Origin of the sequence: Microcoleus sp. PH2017_09_SFU_O_A, assembly GCF_020738625.1 — a bacterium.
Lineage (GTDB): Bacteria > Cyanobacteriota > Cyanobacteriia > Cyanobacteriales > Microcoleaceae > Microcoleus.
Map to the genome: position 1 here is coordinate 1 of NZ_JAEQCF010000179.1, position 2,620 is coordinate 2,620.

The 2,620-nt window shown below is 42.4% G+C and carries 1 protein-coding gene and 1 pseudogene; both read left to right on the forward strand.

Going from position 1 to position 2,620, the window contains the following annotated elements; translation table 11 throughout:
- Positions 1-307: 307 nt before the first annotated feature.
- Positions 308-700 (forward strand): annotated as a pseudogene (locus JGK16_RS32440) (thioesterase family protein); the annotation flags it as partial.
- A gap of 671 nt (positions 701-1,371) precedes the next feature.
- Positions 1,372-2,620 (forward strand): hypothetical protein (locus JGK16_RS32445; RefSeq protein WP_293203594.1); only part of this gene is annotated, 1,249 nt, incomplete at its 3' end.

A 2,620-nucleotide genomic window follows, 5' to 3' on the forward strand; every position in this document is an offset into this window, starting at 1 on the left:
TCTATGTTGTTTGTTAATTACGTGTTTTTCTACGAGCTGCATTTGACTCGACATGAGTAAATGTACTGTGCTTTGTATTATATACGACTTCCTGCGAGCGTCAACATGGCAGGTAAAAAATTATAATCAGTCCAAATGCAGATTTCTCTGACGCAAGACGCCCACATCTGTCATCCAATGGCACGGAGGCAAAAACAAATTGAACCAGGGGCAAATAGTCTCGTGCGATCGCCCGAGTTGCGGACAAAGCTGCCCAAATAGTCAAGGATGGGTAGCTTTGTCCATAAATTAAGTTACAGTTTCAAACCCCCACCATACTGACTACAGTGGCGCGGTTTGGCACGGGACTTATCTGACTTGGATGGAGGAAGCTAGGGTGGAAAGTTTGCGCTCTCTCGGCATCGAGTATGCAGAGTGGGTGGCGCAGGGTGTGGAATTGCCGGTGGTTGAGCTTTCACTGCGCTACCACCGCTCTGTACAAATGGGTCAATCTGTGGCAGTCAGAACCCGGATGGCTGCTACCGAGGGCGTGCGGCTGCTTTGGGATTACGAAATTCGATCGCCCGACGCTCAAGAATTATACGTGACAGCACAGGTAACTTTGGTTGGTGTCGATCGGGACAAGGGCAAGATTATCCGTCAATTGCCGCCGGCGCTGAAGGAAGCTTTGACAAGGCTTTCTGTTAAACCTTTACCCTAACTTTGGTTCATTATCCAAAATAGTTTGCCCAGACATCATAAGTAGAGTGGTTGAATTTTCAGTCATTAAACAAGATTGCACTGATTCGCTCGCTCTACTTAAAATTATCTCTATTTTATTTTTGTTAGATAAACTTTTAATCTACCATTGACCTGTCAATCAAATATTTATGCCAAACTTCTACTTGTACCAATTGAAACAATCCTTGTTACAACACTATTAGTTGAGTTTGTTTACTCAACTATTGCCGCGCTTTGCGTCGCTATAGAAATCCTAAATCATTTGTGAATTTCTTACTCCCTCCCCTTAATAAGGGTAGGGTAGGGGTGGGGTAAAAAACTTTACGACTCCTGCAAAGACTGCTATAGTTTGATGTTCTGTTGTTGTTGGGAACCATACATGGCGAGACACCCTACCAATATTGTTGCATTAATTTTCCAAAATTGTATTAATTCGCTGCCCAAATATCCCAATTAATGCGCTCTACACAACAACATTGTACATTAATGTTAACATTTAACTATGTCAAACAATGTAAACAAATATAAAGTGTTTTGCCAGGTAAACACAGGCGCTAAAATTGTGATATCCTTGAACAAGATAGTGTTTTTTGAATACCCATTTTGGGAAAAACAGCAAAATAACTCAATTTATATCAATTAAATAAACAAATGGAAGCATTACTTTTATTGATAGGGTTTGCAGGCGGGGCATTAGTCTGCTGGCTTATTTTGAATAAGCGAAATTCACGCAATTTGGTGCGGATGCAGGGTTCGCAGGAGGCCATATCGAAGTTGGCGTCGCAGTTGGATGCTAGAACTTCGGAATTGCGGCAGAAAATGCAGAATGAAACTCAGCTAAATTCTGAAATGTTTGAGCTGCAAAGTCGCTTGGAAATTGTGACTCGCGAGCAAGATGTTTTAAACAATCAAGTGTCGGAATTGGAAGAATTTTTGGCAGGAATTGCTGAGGAGCGATCGCAAGTTAATGCTCTGATTGCTGATTTGCAGTTTCAGCTAGAAAATACTCAACAAGCTGAGTCTCAGTTAGCAGAAGTGGCAGAACTTCAATATCAGTTAGAATTGGCTCAGCACGAGCGATCGCAACTTAACGCCCAAATCCGGGAAATGCAAGCAGAGTTAGAGGCGGTTAATGCAGAACGTTCTCAATTTAACGCTCTGCTTTCGGAAGTTGAAAGTCAGTTGGAAACTGCTAGCCAAGGCAGATTGCAGGTACAATACCAGTTGTCAGAAATTCAAATTAAGTTCGATCGCTCAATTCAAGAGCGGGAGCAACTTCAGTCTCAACTTTCGGGATTGCAAGCTCAACTAGAGAGTTCAGAGCAAGAACGAGAAATCCTCAACTCTCAATTGGAAACCGCCCGCCAACAACCAAATCAACCGCAACCTGAAGCATTAGAGCTGGAAACGCAGTTAGAAGCAGCGAATCAGGATAAAATGCAGTTAAACTCTCAATTATCTGAGCTGCAAAGTCAATCAGAAACGGTTGTTCGAGAGCGGGAACAGTTGCTGTCTCAGTTGTCAGAATTGCAGGTTCAATTAGAAACGGCTAACAAAGAGCGATCGCACATTTACTCTCAACTCTCGGAATTGCAAAATCTCTTCGATACAGCAAATCAGAGCCAAGCTCAACTGCAATCTTCAGTATCCGAATTAGAACAGCAGTTAGAAAGTCTATACCAAGAGCGATCGCAACTGCAATCAGATTTAGAAACTGCAAACACAGAACGCTCGCACCTCTATTCTCAAGTCTTAGAATTGCAAACTCAAATCGAGACAGCCAACCACAATCAAGCTCAAATGCAATCTCAAATATCCGACTTAGAAAATCAGTTAGAAAATGGGCGTCAAACTCGATCGCAATTGGAAGAGCAACTCAATTCTCAAGTCTCGGAAATGC